Origin of the sequence: Zooshikella ganghwensis DSM 15267 (assembly GCF_000428585.1) — a bacterium.
Classification (GTDB): domain Bacteria; phylum Pseudomonadota; class Gammaproteobacteria; order Pseudomonadales; family Zooshikellaceae; genus Zooshikella; species Zooshikella ganghwensis.
The window spans coordinates 1-17,066 of sequence record NZ_AUAF01000106.1 but is presented as its reverse complement, the minus strand read 5'-3'; the positions used below and the strand labels follow the sequence as shown (position 1 = coordinate 17,066).

General features: G+C 39.1%; 12 protein-coding genes and 3 pseudogenes. 6 read left to right on the top strand and 9 right to left on the bottom strand.

The features are described 5' to 3' along the window. Positions 1-216: pseudogene (locus F607_RS34750) on the top strand (IS982 family transposase); the annotation flags it as partial. 30 nt (positions 217-246) lie between these two features. Here the strand turns inward: F607_RS34750 and znuB are convergent. Genes znuB through F607_RS0118750 form a run of 3 tightly spaced genes read right to left on the bottom strand, consistent with a single transcriptional unit; the run spans position 247 to position 2,262 of the window. Continuing rightward, positions 247-1,038, bottom strand: coding sequence for a zinc ABC transporter permease subunit ZnuB (gene znuB / locus F607_RS0118760; protein ID WP_027709322.1), 792 nt, complete (start codon positions 1,036-1,038; stop codon positions 247-249). After that, entirely contained in the window at positions 1,031-1,771 is a 741-nt protein-coding gene (znuC, locus tag F607_RS0118755; RefSeq protein WP_027709321.1) for a zinc ABC transporter ATP-binding protein ZnuC, read from the bottom strand. Before znuC ends, znuB begins: the two co-directional genes overlap by 8 nt. Before the next feature lie 8 nt (positions 1,772-1,779). Then, complete coding sequence (locus F607_RS0118750) at positions 1,780-2,262, bottom strand: Fur family transcriptional regulator (protein WP_027709320.1); 483 nt, start codon at positions 2,260-2,262, stop codon at positions 1,780-1,782. A gap of 94 nt (positions 2,263-2,356) precedes the next feature. On the opposite strand from F607_RS0118750, the gene F607_RS30490 reads away from it, so the two are divergent. The 3 genes from F607_RS30490 to egtD all read left to right on the top strand — a co-directional run bounded on the left by F607_RS30490 (position 2,357) and on the right by egtD (position 6,096). Beyond that, positions 2,357-3,325, top strand: coding sequence for a zinc ABC transporter substrate-binding protein (locus F607_RS30490; protein ID WP_051311625.1), 969 nt, complete (start codon positions 2,357-2,359; stop codon positions 3,323-3,325). A 508-nt stretch (positions 3,326-3,833) separates the two neighbouring features. Next, on the top strand, positions 3,834-5,108 hold the full coding sequence (egtB, locus tag F607_RS0118740) for an ergothioneine biosynthesis protein EgtB (protein ID WP_230400435.1): 1,275 nt from the start codon (positions 3,834-3,836) through the stop codon (positions 5,106-5,108). A 16-nt stretch (positions 5,109-5,124) separates the two neighbouring features. After that, a complete protein-coding gene (gene egtD / locus F607_RS30485) occupies positions 5,125-6,096 on the top strand; it encodes an L-histidine N(alpha)-methyltransferase (protein ID WP_038291807.1) in 972 nt (323 codons plus the stop codon). Between the two features lie 53 nt (positions 6,097-6,149). Here egtD and F607_RS0118730 read toward each other — a convergent pair whose 3' ends face one another. The 5 genes from F607_RS0118730 to F607_RS0118710 all read right to left on the bottom strand — a co-directional run bounded on the left by F607_RS0118730 (position 6,150) and on the right by F607_RS0118710 (position 13,700). Beyond that, positions 6,150-7,454 (bottom strand): NAD(P)/FAD-dependent oxidoreductase, encoded by a 1,305-nt coding sequence (locus tag F607_RS0118730; protein WP_027709318.1) that lies wholly within the window; start codon positions 7,452-7,454, stop codon positions 6,150-6,152. A gap of 497 nt (positions 7,455-7,951) precedes the next feature. Beyond that, positions 7,952-8,212 (bottom strand): FmdB family zinc ribbon protein, encoded by a 261-nt coding sequence (locus F607_RS0118725; RefSeq protein WP_027709317.1) that lies wholly within the window; start codon positions 8,210-8,212, stop codon positions 7,952-7,954. A gap of 242 nt (positions 8,213-8,454) precedes the next feature. Then, the gene (locus F607_RS30480; RefSeq protein ID WP_157365531.1) at positions 8,455-8,976 is read right to left on the bottom strand and encodes a hypothetical protein; all 522 of its coding nucleotides are present in this window, start codon (positions 8,974-8,976) and stop codon (positions 8,455-8,457) included. Between the two features lie 219 nt (positions 8,977-9,195). Further along, positions 9,196-12,447, bottom strand: coding sequence for an AAA family ATPase (locus F607_RS0118715; protein ID WP_027709316.1), 3,252 nt, complete (start codon positions 12,445-12,447; stop codon positions 9,196-9,198). An 11-nt stretch (positions 12,448-12,458) separates the two neighbouring features. Next, the gene (locus tag F607_RS0118710; RefSeq protein ID WP_027709315.1) at positions 12,459-13,700 is read right to left on the bottom strand and encodes an exonuclease SbcCD subunit D C-terminal domain-containing protein; all 1,242 of its coding nucleotides are present in this window, start codon (positions 13,698-13,700) and stop codon (positions 12,459-12,461) included. A gap of 176 nt (positions 13,701-13,876) precedes the next feature. Here F607_RS0118710 and rtcR point away from each other — a divergent pair, with 176 nt between their 5' ends. After that, a complete protein-coding gene (rtcR, locus tag F607_RS0118705; RefSeq protein WP_027709314.1) occupies positions 13,877-15,493 on the top strand; it encodes an RNA repair transcriptional activator RtcR in 1,617 nt (538 codons plus the stop codon). A 22-nt stretch (positions 15,494-15,515) separates the two neighbouring features. On the opposite strand, the pseudogene F607_RS35620 reads toward rtcR, so the two are convergent. Then, positions 15,516-16,109 (bottom strand): annotated as a pseudogene (locus F607_RS35620) (GDSL-type esterase/lipase family protein); the annotation flags it as partial. A 783-nt stretch (positions 16,110-16,892) separates the two neighbouring features. Between F607_RS35620 and F607_RS30475 the strand changes: the two are divergent. Further along, positions 16,893-17,066, top strand: a pseudogene (locus tag F607_RS30475) (IS982 family transposase); the annotation flags it as partial.

Here is a 17,066-nt window from a genome sequence, read left to right as displayed (position 1 = left end):
GAGAAATGGAGGGGACAGTTAAACCGGGTCCGACGACGGGTTGAGACAACGATTGGTCAGCTAGTAGAAAGGTTTAATATTCAGCGAACCAAAGGCAGAACACTATGGAGCTTGACTAATCGAATTACCCGCAAGCTATTATCACACAGTTTGTGTGTATTATTTAATAGGAACCAAGGCAATGCTCCTCTTCAGTTAGCTAAATTAATAGGCTAAAAAGTCGAGCATCGCGTTAAATTTCATAAACTAATAGGATCGTTTCATAGGCAGAGCGGTTACTAAGATAAACAATAATCCAGCAGCCACCACCACTGAAGGCCCTGTGGGAGTATTGTAATAATATGATAGAGCAATACCTAAAATAACAGCAAGACAACCTAACCCACTTGCCCATATTGCCATTTTCTCAGGAGAAGCGGCGAGTTTTCGTGCAGTGGCAGCAGGAATGATTAGTAGTGATGTGATCAAAAGTACACCAACAATTTTCATGGCAACTGCAATAACCATCGCTATCAACAGCATCAGAACCATGCGCATGGTATTAACTGGAATACCTTCTACCCGAGCAAGCTCTTCATGAATAGTAATTGATAACAAAGGACGCCATAACCAGCAAACCAAACCAATCACTAAAATGCCGCCACTATAAATCCACAACAAGTCAACATTGTTTACTGCTAATAAATCACCAAATAAATAGCCCATTAAGTCTATGCGAATATTATCCATAAGGCTGACAATAACCAACCCCAGTGACAATGTACTATGAGCAAGAATTCCAAGCAGAGTATCTGTAGCAATGTTGCGGTTTTGCTGAAGAGTCACCAATAATAATGCTAATAATATACAACAGATAATTACAGCAATATTCAACTGGACTTCTAGCATAATTCCCAACGCAATGCCCAACAAGGCAGAGTGTGCAAGTGTGTCGCCAAAATACGCCATACGACGCCAAACCACAAAGCAGCCAAGCGGACCTGCAATCACAGCAATACCTAGCCCCGCTAAACAAGCACGAACTAAAAACTCAATCATTGTGGATAACGGCTCCATCTGTACTATGGGTGTGATCATGATGATGAGCATAAACAGCAAACTCACTTTCTTGCTCACCAAATAATGCAATATATGCAGGATCATTTGTCACATGTTCAGGGTGCCCAGAGCAACACACATGCTTATTTAAACAAACTACCTTATCCGTCGCCGCCATAACCAAATGTAAGTCATGAGAGACCATTAACACACCACACCCCAGTTCTGAGCGAAGTGCTGCAATTAATTTGTACAACTCTCGTTGTCCAGTAATATCAACCCCTTGAACTGGCTCATCAAGGACCAGTAAGTTTGGTTTTTGCAATAAGGCTCTTGCTAACAGCACGCGTTGCATCTCTCCACCAGACAAGCCATATACAGGTTGATTAACCAAATGTGCTATGCCAACTTGCTGCAGAACCTTTGAAATATCTGTTGCTTTTTCTTTTTTGGCAAGCCGGAGGAAATGCTTTACTGAAAGAGGCAACGTAGGCTCGACACTTACTTTTTGAGGCATATACCCGATGGTTACACCATCCCGCATTTGTCGTGTTCCAGAAGTGGGGTTTAACAAACCCAGCACTACTCTAACCAAGGTGGTCTTACCTGCACCATTTGGTCCTATAAGCGTGACAATTTCCTTTTCAGAAATGGATAGCGTTACATTTTGTAGGATTGGTTGGTCTGCATAGCATACATTGATATCTGTGAGCTGTAGTAATGGTACCGACATAAAGTATCCTAAACCTTACAATTTGGGCAAACACCCACCACTTCAACCATTTCATGAGAAATTTGAAAATCGTACTCTAATGCCGCCCGCTGAATACTTTTACTCACCTTGTCACTATGTAATTCCAAGGTAATGCCACACTGGTTACAAATAAGAAAATAGCCTTGATGCGGACATTCAGGGTCTGAGCAGCCAATAAATGCGTTGAGAGATGCGATTCGGTGAATGAGCCCCTGCTCTAATAAAAAATCTAATGCACGGTAAACGGTAGGAGGAGCAGCATTACGACCATCTTCTTTAGCGAGCACTGCCAAAATATCATAAGCCCCCAAAGGTTTGTGGCTACGCCATACAAGCTCTAAAACCCGAAGACGTAACTCCGTCAGTCTTACGTTATTCCGCTGACAAACCTGTTGAGCTTTCTCCAACGCACTGGCGATACAGCTGTCATGATTATGGGGAGTCAGCGCTGTGGGGTTCTTGGTATTCATGCTGGGAGCAAACCTGAAACATAATTGTTATAATATAACATACTAGTGTACTATGCACACTCCCTGTATAGACTTCTGGTGCTCAAGGTTTGCTATGTTGCCTAAGCTTCTTTCACTCATAAAACACTGTATTCATTCTCAGTGGTTACGCCAGTTACTATGTATTTTACTGGCTTTTACCACACCATTTGCTAATGCTACTTTATCTTCTCCTCCAAAAGTCGTCGCATCAATTAAACCAATCCAACTAATTGCTGCTGCAATTACAGAGGGAGTTTCCTCTCCAGAAGTGCTGTTACCTCCTGGTGCATCACCTCATCATTTTGCCTTAAAGCCCAATCATATCCGACAAGTAAATGAAGCAGATTTACTCATCTGGGTAAGTCCGACACTAGAAAGCTTTTTACCAAAGCTACTCAGCCAAAAGGCATCCCAATCAACGCTAAAGCTTATCTCACTACCAGAAATTAAACTGCTACATGATCAGCACAGCCATGAGCATAGCAACACAGAGCACAGTAATAAGCATGATGAGCACCTATTGGATATTGACCCACATATTTGGCTAGGACCTGATAATGCATTAGTCATTGCCCAGCAAATAATGCTTAAATTAAGCGATATAGATAAAGAACGGGCTACTTTATACCGTGATAATTTTGTTCGCTTCAAAAATCAACTCGACAAATTAAATAAAACTCTCAAGCCTCAATTACAACCTGACAGCCTTTTGCCTTTAGTTGTTTTTCATAATGCTTATGGTTATCTGGAGCATTACTACAACTTACCCGTTGTGGATTATGTCAGTGCCTCTCCAGAAAGAATGCTAGGTGTAAAACAAGTGATTTCACTGAGAGAGCACCTTAAAACTTTGGGTAAAACGTGTTTATTTGTTGAGCCTCAGTTTAACAGTGCCATTGTTGATAATCTCATTGATGGACTGCCAATTACCATTGCGTCCCTAGATCCGCTGGCATCTAATATAAAAGTTCAAGGGGACGCATATATCCTATTCCTAAAACAAATACTTACCACTGTGAGTCAATGTAGACGAGAACAATAACGCACCACTGTACCCCACCACTGAATATAACCTTCACGAATGATTTCTAGGTTTTGTTATCGTCTCTCCTCACCCCAATCACCTATTAATATAGGCTCATGGGGCTTCGTCACTCGATGGCCACACCTAAAAACCATTCGTATTGGGTATACAAATAGCATTAAGCTGTCTTTATTATGACTTTAAAGAAAGCATTTAGACGGCTTACACACTTTACATATTGTTTGCGATTTTTTGAAATTTTTCTTAACACCTTTCTCTTTTCTATTTTTTGCTGGTAGCTTAACTATACTCACACAGATAATCATCCCACGTTATGTTTGCAGAACGTTATGCAGACTTTAGGCAAAAGTGTTTTAGAAAATAGCTTTTAAGATAAAGGGTATATGTGATTGCTCTGCTATATAACACATTGTGAGTGCCCATTAAAAACTTTAAAACATAACTGGTTAAATATTTAGTCTGATCTATTATTAGAAACAAAGGATTATACCACAAGGAAGGTATTGTGACTTCTGCAATAAAAGAGTTGAGTAAACCTCTACAGCTCTATGAAGAATATATCAATACACGCAAACAAACAGAGTTGCTGTGCAACCCATTAGCAATAGAAGACTATTGCTTACAAGCCATCACTGAAACCAGTCCAGTAAAATGGCATTTAGCACACACTACTTGGTTTTTTGAAACTTTTTTACTTAAACGTGAGCTTAAAAATTACGAACCTTATCACTGGTCTTTTGAGCAACTGTTTAATTCTTATTATCAAGGTGTAGGTACGCCATTTCCTCGCGAAAAACGTCATTTATTGTCTCGTCCAACGGTGAGAGATATTTATAATTATCGCCGTTATGTTGACAACGAGATGAAACAGTTACTGCACAGGTGTAACCCTATCTCATCAGGTTATGATGATATTTTATTTCGAACTGAACTTGGCCTCAATCACGAACAACAACATCAAGAATTACTTTTAACTGACTTGAAGTATAATTTATTTCAAAATCCACTTTATCCTGCTTACGAAGAAATCTCCGACCCCACACATAATGAAACCCCCATGTTGGAGTTTATCGAATTACCCGGCGGAGAACACACTGTTGGCTATCAAGGGCAAGCATTTGCATTTGATAATGAAATACCCGCTCACAAGGTCTTTTTACCACCTTATCGTTTAGCATCGCGACTGGTCACCAATGGTGACTATTTAGAGTTTATTGAAGATGGTGGTTATCAAACACCTGCATTATGGTTGGCTGATGGTTGGGAATGTATTCAAAAGCACCAATGGCAGGCACCACTGTACTGGAAAAAAATGGAAGGTGATTTTTTCGAGTATACCCTCGCAGGCCTTCGTCCATTAGATTTAAATTTACCTGTAACACATATTAGCTTTTATGAAGCTGATGCATACGCGCGTTGGGCAAATTGTCGTCTACCCTCTGAGTTTGAGTGGGAATCTGCAGCATCAACGACACATAAAGATGGTAATTTTTTAGAAAGTGGCCACTATCACCCCCAAGCAGCTCGATTGAGTAATGGTATACAACAGCTGTTTGGGGATACCTGGGAATGGACGTCTTCAAGCTACCAGGCCTACCCAGGCTTTCAAACCTTTAATGGTGAAATCGGTGAATACAACGGCAAGTTTATGTGCAATCAAATTGTACTTCGGGGTGGCTCCTGTGTATCCCCTAGAAAGCATATACGAGCCTCTTACCGAAACTTTTTTTACCCTCATCACCGCTGGCAATTTAGTGGCATTCGACTGGTAATGAATTAAACAAGAGCTTAGTTTCATGACTGCAACTAAAAAAAAAATACAGTTTCATGATTTACATCCCAAATTAGAAAGTATGCGGGATGAGGTTTTCACAGGTTTATCTACTCACCCCAAACAGCTACCTGCCAAATATTTTTATGATCAGCGTGGGTCTGCACTTTTCGACAAAATTACACAGCTACCAGAATATTATTTAACTCGATGTGAAATTAGTATACTCCAACAATATGCAGATGATATTGCCCGTCACATCGCCCCAGAAAGCATTTTGGTAGAGTATGGAAGTGGTAGCAGCCAAAAAATCAAAATCCTTCTGGAAGCCGTACAGCCCGCTATTTACATGCCACTGGATATTTCTAAAGAACATTTACTAAACTCAGTAAACGCTTTAGCTACTCACTTTCCTGACCTAGCAATCCATGCAACATGTGTAGACTATAGCAAGCCTTGGAAATTACCAACCTTACACGATTCACACAAACCTTCTATTGTTGGTTTTTTTCCAGGATCAAGTATTGGCAATTTTGAGCCTCGTAGAGCAATAGAGTTACTGCAACGTATTCATGATGCACAGGGGATAGGCAGCAACTTACTAATGGGTATTGATTTATTAAAAGACATCAAAGTACTACATGCAGCTTATAATGATGTACAAAAAATAACAGCCCAATTCAACTTAAATATCCTTCACCATATTAATCGGGAATTGCATGGTAATATAACCGTTGATTATTTTAGCCATTGTGCGTTCTTCAACCCTAAACACTCTCGCATGGAAATGCATTTAACCAGCAACCTTGATCAAATCGCACATATCTCAGGAAAGACTTTTCACTTTCGTATGAATGAAAATATTCACACAGAGAACTCTTATAAATATTCACTGAACAGCTTTGAACAATTAGTGCGAATTGCAGGCTTTAAAGTAGACGCGATTTGGTCTGATGACCAACAACAATTTGCTATTGTTAATCTTCATGCTGTATAGCCTTTAAAGATCACTTTTAAAAAGTAAAGCAAGCCTTCCTTGGCTAACACAACTCAGTGTAATTTCAGACGGGGGCGAATGACATGATTAATTTTGTCGTTTAGCCAAATAAGGCTTGTTCTAAAAAAGCCATGTAATGCTATTTGATGAAGCCGATAAAGGGACACGTACATAAACCGAGCAACGCGGCCTTCTATCATTAAGTTCTTGCCCGTTAAGTTCCCCATTAAGTTGCCCACACTACCATACCGACTGAACGAAATCAGTGAGCCGCGATCTTTGTAAACATAAGGGATGGCATCTAGTCCTTGCAAGCGCCGCTGTAATGTTTTAGCTAATAACGTTGCCTGCTGGTGAGCTGCCTGAGCTCGGGGAGGCACGGGTTTATCTGAGTCTGGTTGTGGACAGTTTGCACAATCACCCAACGCAAAAATAGATTCATCCTTTGTTGTCTGTAATGTCTGCTTAACCACAAGCTGATTATTTCGGGCTGTTTCCAAACCATCCAGCGTGGTTAAAAACTCAGGCGCTTTAATACCTGCAGCCCAGACTTTCAATTGCGCAGGAATAAACTCTCCACTGGCTAACTGTAAACCATGGGCCTGAATCTCTTTAACCGAGTCATGAGTAATAACTTTAATTCCTAGTCGCTCCAACTCTTTTGTTGCTGCCAAAGAGATTCGCTCAGGTAATGCGGGTAAGATTCGAGGCGACGCCTCAACTAAAGAAATATTAATATCATCTCGGGAGATATGGTTTAACCCATAGACAGGTAATTCTCTTGAAGCCATCCTTAACTCAGCAGCCAATTCAACCCCTGTTGCACCAGCCCCAATAATCGCAATATCGAGCGGTACCTTGTCATAATTGGCTTTGAGGAAGCTATTAAGGAGAACTTTATGAAAACGTTTTGCTTGTGCAAAACTATCAAGGAATAAGCAGTGATCTGCAGCACCTGGTGTGCCAAAATCATTGGTCTGACTACCCACAGCAATAACTAAGCTATCGTAGTTAATGATACGCTCACCAACAACTTCACCTTCCTCTTCATCAATAACAGGCGCTAAATGTATTTGCTTTTTATCCCGCTCCAGGCCAGTCATTCGACCAAGTTGAAACTCAAAGCCATTCCATTTCGCTTGGGCACGATAGTTAACTTCATTAGCGGTATAGTCCATTGAGCCAGTCGCCACCTCATGTAACAACGGCTTCCAGACATGAGTTAAATTAGCATCAACTAAGGTTATTCTAGCTCGCCCTTTGCGGCCAAGCGTCTTTCCTAGCTTAGTGGCTAGTTCAAGACCGCCAGCACCCCCACCAACAATCACAATATGATGGCCATTTTCTTCTATGCTCATAAGGTGTTTTACCTTTAACGAATGATAAAACTTGTCTACAAACACGTATGATGGCCATTTGACAACCAGAATATAGCAACTGCTATCCGCCATACATCAGCAAATAGTGATTATCAGACCATTACCGAGTTTGCTTTACAACACGCAGCAAAGCATGTTGCTTTTAAAATCATTCCAAGTGCTGGTGGCTAGCTTTGTCCTAAAAAAGTGTCTTATTTATTTCAGTAACTGGATCATTTTACTGCTGAAAGCGACACCTGAACGTTATAGCCTTTATTATCTTGTTTTTAATTATGTAGCTACTAATCTACTTTTTTACATTTCTTACATTTAGTTGCCTTAGCAATTAGTCTTAAGCTATTTCCTAGGTAAGAGCGTTCCAATATCAGTGAGTTATCGACTCTCTATCAATAACCTTGCAAAGGCAACAATGGCTGATTGTAATAGGTAGCGAGATGATTGGAAAGGCTATTGATCTCTGTGTCATATGAAATAAGCTAACCACTAAACTCGCAGCTACCGCCACCACAGCAAGGTTTTCCTGTTGCACAAGGCGGTTCATTCGTTCTGTAGGCCTGACTAGACACAACATTACCGCCTGTAGCAAGCTTAATAACCTCAGCATTGACATCTGTATCTCCAGGTGAAACACCTGCTAGCTGACACAGTGCTCCCCAAGTGAGAATTTCTTCATTCATGCCATGAAATACTTCAACAACCTGTCCGTTACTTGGGCAGCGATAATCATATGTTGGCATTGCCAGCACCTCATCATCAATTGATTGAGCTTTGTATACCCTTTGCTTCGGAGAGCAACCAGAGTTATTGCTGATATGCTATCAAAGGTCATACTTATGGAGAAGGGTGATTTATGCCTAATACGGTATTGCTAATCCATACACTTTTAAGCTACCCCCATCTTTGTGGTAAGCGCCCGTTGATAATAAAATAGGCTGCACTAAGCAGCCTATAAAATTAATCAAATATAAGCATCAATTAATTACTGAACAATAATCACATCATCTGGAGCTGGAGGCATTGGCTCATCGGGAATAGTTGGCCCCCCTGGTTTACCTGGACGATCAGGCTTGCCTGGCTTATCAGGTCGCCCTGAGTGCAGCAGTTTGCGCAACTTTTGATACTTAGAGATTGTTAGCTCTTCCTTCAAATGATCCATTGAAGGCTTGGCAGCTTTATGTACATTTTGCATTAACTGCTTCACCTGTTCCTCAGTCACACCTGCTTCAGCAAAAGCTCTGTCTTTTTCAGCTTTAGCCTCAGTGACCAGTGTTTTAATATTACTAATTTGCTCTGGCGTTAACTCTAATTCATTCAAAATTTTGTCAATATCTTGAGACTCAGCCAATTTAAAGACAATCATAGGAGCCATAAAACCACCACCATGATGTCCAGGCCTAAAATTTTCTGTGTCTGCATGAACAAAACTGCTGAGAGGCAAGGCCGATATTGCTGCAATAGCAATATATTTATGGACTTTTGTCAAACTTATACTTTTCATCATAACTTCCTTGGTTACCTAATACATACCTTTAATATACGATTACTCAGCAAAAATTAATTAGAGTTATTACACACTTAATATCGTTGAGTAGTCCTTTTTATTTTTTGCAAAAAAATTCTGTTGAAAGCCAAATCATCTATCACTCAAAATACAACACATCACCAACTTTAGACAGGATCTATCTCATACCAAAAACTAAAGAATATTAACTAATTAAATTCAACCCAGCACTTTTTTACAACCATACCCAGAAATAACACTTTGTCCACCAGTTTGAGGAATAACATGAATTTGACTGCTGATTCTTTCTTTTAGTGCTGTTACATGTGAAATAATACCAATTAGCTTACCTTCTTGTTGAAGTCCAGCCAGGGTTTCCAAAGCGATATCCAAGGCTTCTTCATCTAATGAACCAAAACCCTCATCTAAGAATAGTGAGTCAACCCGTACATTTTTGCTTGCCATATGAGACAGCCCAAGCGCTAACGATAAACTAACAATAAAGCTCTCTCCTCCTGAGAGGTTTTTAGTAGAACGTTCTTCACCTGCCTGATAATTATCTATTACATTAAGCGCTAAAGGTTCTTTTTCATCTCTAATAAATAGATAACGGTCTGTCATTTTTTCAAGTTGACGATTTGCATGTGAAACCATTCGTTCAAAAGTGAGCCCCTGAGCAAAGTTCCTGTATTTTTTACCATCTGCAGAGCCTATCAACGTATGTAGATTTTGCCAACGAAGGCATTCATTTTTTTGTTTTTCAATTTCATTATCTTTTTCCTTAACACGCTCTCTTGCTGCACTATTTTCGGTTAACTGATTTTTAAGATCAGCAATATTATCTCGTAGTTGCGAAAATGTATCATCATACCCTTTTTGCTGAGACTCTAGTTGATCAAGTGTCAAACTAGTAATACTTTTTCTGATCTCTGTTGCTAAACGAGCTTCTCTATCTTTCATCTTATGCGCAAGCTCTGCACGCTTCTTTTCCAGTTCATGCTCTTTATCCTGGAGCTTATTTCGTGCTTCTATTGACAATCTAGCATCAATAAATACCTGCTCATTCGGAAACAAGTTTTTAGCTAGCAACGCCTTAAACTCATATTCTTTTTTATTTAAATCACTTTTCTTATTAGAAATTTGAGTTTTAAAGCTGTTGATTCTTGATTCAGATATCCTTAACTGCTGTTGTACTGAAATATAACTCGTTCTGGCTTGTTTTTCTGAAAGCTCAGCATCAGCAAGAGATTCAGTTAGTCGCTGCTCTTCCTGATCTGCCTTTTTTACACCAAATAAAACATGGCGCTCGTTTTTCAAAGTTTCTAGCTCTACCTGAAGTTTACTGAGCTCTACTTGTTTTTCTTTCAGAGATAAGCTATGCGTTTCTAGTATTGCAGTAATCGTTTTAACTTTACTTTCACAATCGTTTTTTTGCTGGGCTAATATCTCTTTTTTTTGTTTCTGTTGTTGCCAGTTTTTCATTCGTTCTTTAAGGCGTATACGTAACTCAGAAGCATTAAACTCCTGTAGTTCAACTATATCTATAGGCTTTAACTTATCACATATCGATTGCTTCACATCTTCATATTCCTGAATCCCACAACTAAGCTGAGTATTTATAACTGAGCACTCTTTTTCTAATTGTTGACACTCACTACTCAAAGCAATCTGTTTTTTCTCTGCTTCAACTTGCTCATTATGGTACTTAAGTTTTATCTGTTCTTGCTTGTTAAGATCTTCTACAATTAAATTAGTTTTTTCAATTAGACTTGATAAGTCAGCAATCCTTTTTTCACACTCATTTTTTTCTGGAATATTTCCCATTGCATAAGGATGGTCCTTAGCACCACATAGTGGACATGGTTTACCATCTTCCAAGCAGGCACGTTCAGACTCCAGATCCGAAATTTTTTGCAGTAAAACCATTTCTCTGTATAACGCTTCTCTTTCAGCCAAATACTCCCTAACTAATCGCCCATTAAGTAGTGTTTCTAGTTCCTGCTGCTTCAACTGAATAGAATGTTCTACTTGGCTCTGTTTCTGAGATATGTGTTTTATTTCTTCATGGATCGATTTCAACGCTTGTTTCGTAGTGTTAAAACGACTTATACAAGCTTGTTTTTCTGTTTTTTTTCCCGTGATATCGTGCTGTATTGTGTTAAGTCTTTCAAGTTGCGTTTCTATTCCTGCATATCCACTCAAAAGCCACTCATCAGCTTGATGTTGGTGCAAGTATGTCTCTACAGCGTTAAATTCTTGTTGTAATAAATGATAATTAGTTTTATAGTATTTTAGTTGATCTTCTTCACTCAAGATTATTTCAGATGTTTTTTTACAAGCATCGTTACAATGGCTTATTGCTTTCATTTTATCTGTGATTTGGTGATCAACTGAACGAACTTTTTGAAGTAACGGCACTAATATTTTTTGTTCATTTTTAGTTTCAAAAATCTTTTGCTCTGCCTGTTTTAATAGTGCTTCTTTTTTCGATGCATCCAAATACAAAGAAGGAAGTTTCGTTTCTTCATCATTAAGGCTTTGTTGTTCTTCAGCTAACTGATTACGAACTTCATTTAACAAAGCATACTTGCCATCTAATTCAGAGGCTTTTAATGCTTTCTTTAAGCGCTCTCGCTCTTCGGAAAAATGTTCATATTCAGATAAAAAGCTTTCTTCTTCATTACTAATTAAGTTTATTTCTTTTTTTAACTCATCGATATTCTTTAGCCATGTCACAGCTTTAATGTTTTCTTTTAGCTGGGTTTCAGTTAAAAGTGCTTCCTGTTCTATATTATTCAGCTTCTGCTTAATATCCTCTTCCTGCTGTTCATCCAGTGTATTAATACCTGCAACTTCTACCTGTAGACAATTTAATACTTCGTTTTCATCACGTAAGCGTTGATGAACATAAAGTGAAATGGAAGAATAAATCTCGGTACCTGTAATTTGCTCTAAAATTTTAGACTTTTGTTCTGCGTCAGCTTTAAGAAATGTATCAAACCCACCTTGAGCTAAAAGAATGGAGCGCGTAAATCGGTCAAAATCCATTCCCATTTTCTCTTCAATGACATTTATGACTAAACTTTTTTTAGTCTCTATTGCTTTTCCAGTGTCTGCATCACTAATCTCATGTTTTGCCTCAGCAAGCTTACCATTTGCTTTTTTCCTTGCACGGTGCTGACCCCAATGGCATCGAAAACGTCCTACCTGGGTCTCAAACAGTACCTCAGCATAACATTCTCCTGTTTGACGAGACATTATTTCGTTGCTGCTTTTTGTTATTCTGCCCAGCCGAGGTGTAGCACCATAGAGAGCCAAACAAATAGCATCAAGAATCGTTGATTTACCTGCACCTGTAGGTCCAGTCAATGCAAAAATGCCATTTGATAGATATTCTGGATGAGTAAAATCAATAAACCACTCACCATAAAGTGAGTTTAAATTTTTAAATCGAAGTTGCAGAATTTTCATCATTAATCTCTCTATTCAGCATTAATGTCTTTTTCATAGAGAGATTTAACGATTTCATTATACGAATTTATTAAATCTGTCCGTTTTTCATTAGGGACATTATGTGCATCTAAGCAACGCTTAAACACTTCTCTGACATCCAAATCATCGAGTGTTTCTTCCTCCTGCATAGCACACATCACTTTATCAATAACCCGCTTATTTTTTATTCTTCGGATTTCCATTTCAGTGCCTATCACAGCTTCATTACAAACTTCACGAAGGTTACTAATAACATCTTTACCGATATACTCTATTTCTAACCATGCAGAGCTTTTTTCTAATTTTAACTGGTCTATTTTAGCCAAAATCACATCAAGCGAGCCTGAAATTCGCTCCAGCTTTTGAAAACACGGTATCTCTAACTCATGAATACCCATCGTACTATCTTTAAACTCCACTATAACTACCTTTTTTTGCTGTGAAGCTTCGCCATATCCCATTGGTATAGGTGAGCCACAATAACGTATGTACTGTGTACCCGCCACACACTGTGGAATATGTAAGTGGCCCAATGCAAGATAATCAATTGAAGAGGGAAAAACATCTTTACCAACATGCGCTAATGAACCAACATACAACTCCCTGACCCCATCCCCCTCTATAGTTTTTCCTCCCATTGTAAAAAGATGTCCCATTGCAATAATAGGTATCCCTGTATATCCTGCATTTTCAAAGTTTTTTTGTTTTCCCTCAGCAATTGAACAAACCCTGTTGTAATGTTGCTTTACACCCTCTACAAGTTTGATATTTTTATCTTCAAGTGTTTCACCAGGCTCAACCTTACGAATATCTTTATCTCTTAGATAAGGTACAGCACACACTATCGCTTGCGGTGTATTTGATTCATCATACAAGGTGATGACTTCATCCTCAGGGCTTTCTGTAATAGCCCCTACAACATGTACATTTAATGCTCGTAATAATGATTTTGGCGCATTAAGAAATGAAGGTGAGTCATGATTGCCGGCAATAACTATGATATGCCTACAGCAGGTTCCAGAGACATCGCATAGAAAACGATAATACAATTCCTGAGATCGATGGCTAGGTGTACTAGTATCAAACACGTCTCCAGCAATTAACAAAGTATCAATTTGATGCAGTTGAATTGTCGAAGTAAGCCAGGATAAAAATGCTTCAAACTCTACATAGCGTTTCTTGCCATACAGGGTACGCCCAAGATGCCAATCAGAAGTGTGAAGAATTTTCATCAGAATCGATTTCCTTTTAATAAACCAGCTGCAGTATAACCACCCACAACACTCAGCACGCAATACAAAATATTAAGAGTCTCGTGACTTAAATCAGTTTGATCAAGGCATGTATACGAGGTTCACCATTTCTACTATTATCTTATATGATATTAAATATCAGATAGGATAAGTAAATGGCTACTGTAGAAATCAGCCTGTTAGGAACCGTGCTTGACCAAAAAGGTCGTGGTGCCAATCGCTGGGATAAGTGGCGCCCCAATGTGGCAGTTTGTATGCACCCTGAGCTTCATATTGACCGGTTAGAAATGATTCTTCACCCCAATTATATGCGAATGGGGCAAAAAGTAGCTGAGGATATAAAAGAAATATCGCCTAACACCGCAGTTAACATTCATAAAGTAAGCTGGGAAGATCCCTGGGACTTCGAACAAGTCTATGGTGCCTTACACGACTTTGCGAGCAGCTATTCATTTGATCGTGAAAACGACGAGTATTATATTCATATAACAACAGGCACTCACGTTGCTCAAATCTGTCTTTACCTCCTCACTGAAGCCCATTATTTTCCAGGTAAGCTTTTACAAACCTCTCCATCCCCCAGCATTGCTGCCAAGGGACAGTATCACGTTATTGATTTAGATCTATCTAAATATGATCAAATAGCCCAGCGTTTCCGTAATGAGCAGCTTATTGGAGAACAGTTACTTAAGTCCGGTATTTCAACACGTAATGTACAATTTAATAGGCTGATTAACCAGCTTGAACAAGTGGCTATTCGCTCTACAGCACCAATCCTGCTCACAGGACCTACTGGAGCAGGAAAATCACAGTTAGCCAGACAAATATACGCACTAAAAAAACAGCGTGGACAGGTTAAAGGTGAGTTTGTTGCTATAAACTGTGCGACATTACATGGCGACAATGCTATGTCCACCCTTTTTGGTCACAAAAAAGGAGCTTTTACAGGGGCTCTACAGTCTCGTTTAGGTCTACTAAAAACGGCACATGATGGACTGTTATTTCTTGATGAAATAGGTGAATTAGGACTCGATGAACAAGCAATGCTTCTAAAGTCTATTGAAGAAAAAACATTCTACCCGATGGGAAGTGACCAGCCTATTCATAGCAACTTCCAGTTAATCGCTGGCACAAACCAAAACTTACAGCAAGCGGTTCTTGAAGGCAGATTTAGAGAAGATTTACTCGCACGAATCAATTTATGGAGCTATGACCTTCCTGGCCTCCGTGACAGAATTGAAGACCTAGAACCTAACCTTGAATATGAACTACAGCAATTTGCTAAACAACATGGATCATTAGTGACATTTAATAGTGCAGCCAAAACCTTATTTTTAAACTTTGCTTTATCACCAGTGGCACTTTGGAAAGCAAACTTTCGGGACCTTAATGCATGTGTATTAAGAATGGCCACGCTAGCACCTGGAGGACGAATTACAGAAAGTGTTGTAGAAGAAGAAATTCTCCAGCTCAACAAAGCATGGCAATCTCCAACACCTCTAGCTGACAAGCAAGGAATAGCACTTGAACAGTTCCTCTCAAAAGAAGCGATAGCAAATATTGACTTATTTGATCAACAGCAGCTTTTATATGTGATTAACGCGTGTTTGAATGCGAAAAGCTTAGCGGAAGCTGGTAGAAAGCTGTTCAATGTGTCCAGAACCCAGAAAAAGACACCCAATGACTCTCACAGGCTAAGAACTTATCTCGGAAAATATGGCTTGAGCTTTGAGCAGATTCATTCTTTAAATGCTTCATCAGCACCGGTTTAATTACCCTTAACCATTGAGCATAACCAGTTTGATTCAAGTGAAGCTGGTCTTTTTTAAATAATGAGTGCCGCAGTGCCTGTTTTTTATCCAAAAAAAACCCTGCACTATCAATAAATATCACATTTGGCTGTTTAACTGCATACATTTTAATCAATTTGTTAGCTTGCTGAATAACTGGCCATAAATGCCAACGCTTTGGTGTTGGGTTTATGGCAATAAAAAATACGGGTACTAATGGTAATCGCTTTTGAATTTTCTCAACTAACTGTTTTGTTAAGTGTAATACTTCAGTTGGAGACTTTGGGGAAGGCGACTTAATATCATTAGAGCCAACATAAAGTACAACGGCTTGGGGTTGATATGAAAAAATGACCTCTTCAGCATAATAGATGACATCATTTAATGTAGCCCCACCAAATCCACGCTTAATCACGCTAAGTGGTACGAAATCCTCAGCAATTGTTCTCCAAAGCCGTATACTAGAGCTACCAACAAACAGTACACTCCCTATTTTAGGGGGACGTTTACGATCTTCTTCTTGAAACGCAGCTATTTGCGCTTGCCAAATTAATGGCGAGTCAATATCCGGATTTGAGTCCAGCTTAAACCAAGCCATCAAGAATAATACAAGCATGATAAAAGCCATAAACATTTTAAATCTACTCAGCATAACTGTACACTTTTCATCCATTTTGTAGCGAGTAATGAATTAATGTTTACAGGGACAAAACCAGCTATAACTATATAGTAGTTCTCTACTCAATATTAAGACTGCTTCGCTGACCCGTGGGGGATAGAGCGTATAAAATGGTAAGTGAAGGGTATATCTTAAATATTACTCAAAATGTCATAATACTGCCTTTTTCAAGCGATATTTCTTCTCAATTTTTTGGTAATATTAATAATAATCAGGTGAAGTATGCTACACCCACTACAAAGTGACTACACAAAATCGAAATAGATACTCTCATTATGTAATCATGGTTATACCCTTCACGAATCATTTTTAGGGTTTGTTGTCAGCACTCTTCATCCCAGTCACTTATTAATATAAGCTCTTGGGGCTTCATCGCTTGACGGCCGCCCCTAAAAAACCTTCGTTTTGGGTATATATTCCAGCTAATTAGTACATTCACGCTCTTGCAAACTCTAACAATATGACAAATCACTTTTTATTTACATCTTCCTGTACCTTTCTTGTCTGCCTAATTACACTGCAACTTACGTCATGTGCAGCAAAGAGAAAAGTGATAACAACTCAAGCATATGTTGAGACCAACCATGATGATAAAACCCTATTTATTGATAAAGTAACGCGATGCTCGACTTTTATTAGTTTGAAATGACAACCCCTGACCCCAACCTTTGTTTTGCCGAAACAAATTCAAAGGGACAGGGGATGTCAGTAGAAGAGTTTATCATAGCAGTTTATTGCTGGGTTGATGATACCTTTAATGATTTACTTAAAGGCCAGCGATTACGTGAACGAGGGACTATGCCTTCCCTTTCTGATCCTGAAGTGATTGCAATGGAGCTCATCGGCGAGTTTTTTGGGCTAGATGAAGATACACAT